The sequence below is a fragment of the Microbacterium sp. Bi128 genome, assembly GCF_918698205.1.
The window spans coordinates 1-1707 of record NZ_CAKKMM010001110.1; the positions used below are offsets into that span (position 1 = coordinate 1).

The window sequence follows — 1707 nt, forward strand, 5'->3', positions numbered from 1 at the left end:
GTAGTACTCGGTGTCGACCAGGTCGATGAAGAGCTCTTCCCAGAACCCGCCAAGGGCGTCCAGCGTGCCGGCCGGGATCAGGAGGCCCGACTGGATCGGCTCCCGGCCCAGGGCGACGCCGTTCCGGGTACCGGCGCGCAGCACCGGGTTTCCGTGGATCCTGGACGGGGAGATGAGGCCGGGTTCGACGCCGGCGGCCCGCGCGTCCGCGGCGGCCTGGCGCAGCGCCTGCACATAACCCGCGGGCAGCAGGGAATCCTGGTCCACGGTCAGGATGTACTCCGGGTTGCCGAGCCGGCGTGCCGTGCGGATGCCGGCGTTCAGGGCGGCGCCGATGCCGGCGTTCTCCGGGAGGCGCACCACTTCTGCGCCGGCCGCAGCCAGCGCGGCGAAGATCGGCTCGAAGCCGGGGCCGCCGCCGTCGTCAACCACCACGACGGCGTCCACCTGCCCGCGCAGCGATTCGACGTTGCCGATCAGCGCAGCCGTCGGCCGGAACGCGGTGACGACGCCGGTGACGCCGGTGACGCCCGTGGCAGGGACGGGGGATTCGCCGGTCACGTGGGGTTCGCTCACTTTCCGAAGGAATGCCGCAGGAGGATGCCGAGCGTCCCGGAGGCACTTTGCCGGAGCGTGCCGCCGAGGATCAGGAGTGCGTGCGCCCGGGACGTGAGCCGCAGCCGGGCGGCGCGGGCCGCCTTGCGCCAGCCCTTCGCCGTGCACAGCGCTGCGGCCAGGTCGAAGAACTCGCGCTCACCGACGAACCGGGACCCGTCGACGAGTTTCGCGGACGACGCGCTGTGAGTGTGCCGGCGGTATTCGAAGCAGATATCCGGGACGATCAGCAGTTCGGCCCCGCCAAGCACCATGTCCATGACGAGGGCGAGATCCTGGATAACCGGGAAACCGTCACGGAAGTCGTAGTCCCGGATCCGGTCGCGGCGGAAGGCCAGGGAGGGCCAGTAGAGCCAGTCGCCGTGCAGGAGGCTGACCGCCAGCCGCTCGCCGCCCACGAGCCGGGACCCGGTTCCGCGCGGTTTGACCAGCCGCTGCTTGACGATGTCCACCAGGGGAACGGAGGGTTTGCCGTCCTCGTCGATGATCTGGACGCCGGGCTGGATAATCCAGGCGTCGGGGAATTCGGCGTGGGCGCGCAGCACGACGTCCACGAAGTTCGGCAGCAGAAGGTCGTCGCATCCCATGACCACCAGGACGTCCTGGCTGGCCAGCGAGACGCAGGTCCTGAAGTTCTCGGTGATGCCCTCGTTCTTGTCCTTGCGGATATACGTGATCTGGGGATCGTCCGCGGCCTCGACGTAGCGTCTGACGTCGTCGCCCGGGTACGCGTCGTCAACCACCGCCAGGCGCCAGTCCGGGCTGGTCTGGGCCAGGACGCTGTCCACGGCCAGTTTCATGTAGTTAACGTCGCCCCAGTAGGGGATAAAGATGTCCAGTGCCACCGGGGCCTCCTACTTCGTCGTCGGCGTCGCCGGAGCGTCGCCGTCCCGGGAGGACATGTCCTCGACCATGGTCCGGAGGATGGCCACTTCCTCCGCGAGGGTGCGGGTCTCGTCCTCGACCACGGACAGCTCCCAGGACAAGTGCAGGCAGACACCGAGCAGCAGCAGGATGCTGATGATGAACAGCAGATTGGACGGCAGCTGGACGCCGACGCGTTCGGCCACGATCGTCAGCAGGCTCGGAAAC

3 protein-coding genes are annotated in these 1707 nt (G+C 68.7%); all 3 read right to left on the reverse strand.

From position 1 onward, the window contains the following. A partial coding sequence (locus tag LQV45_RS30260; RefSeq protein WP_230010905.1) for a glycosyltransferase occupies nucleotides 1-576 on the reverse strand: 576 nt, incomplete at its 3' end. Further along, nucleotides 573-1460, reverse strand: coding sequence for a glycosyltransferase (locus LQV45_RS30265; protein WP_230010908.1), 888 nt, complete (start codon nucleotides 1458-1460; stop codon nucleotides 573-575). The genes LQV45_RS30260 and LQV45_RS30265, both read right to left, overlap by 4 nt. 9 nt (nucleotides 1461-1469) lie before the next feature. Beyond that, nucleotides 1470-1707, reverse strand: a 238-nt coding sequence (locus tag LQV45_RS30270) for a DUF2304 family protein (RefSeq protein ID WP_230010909.1), incomplete at its 5' end; no start/stop codon positions are given.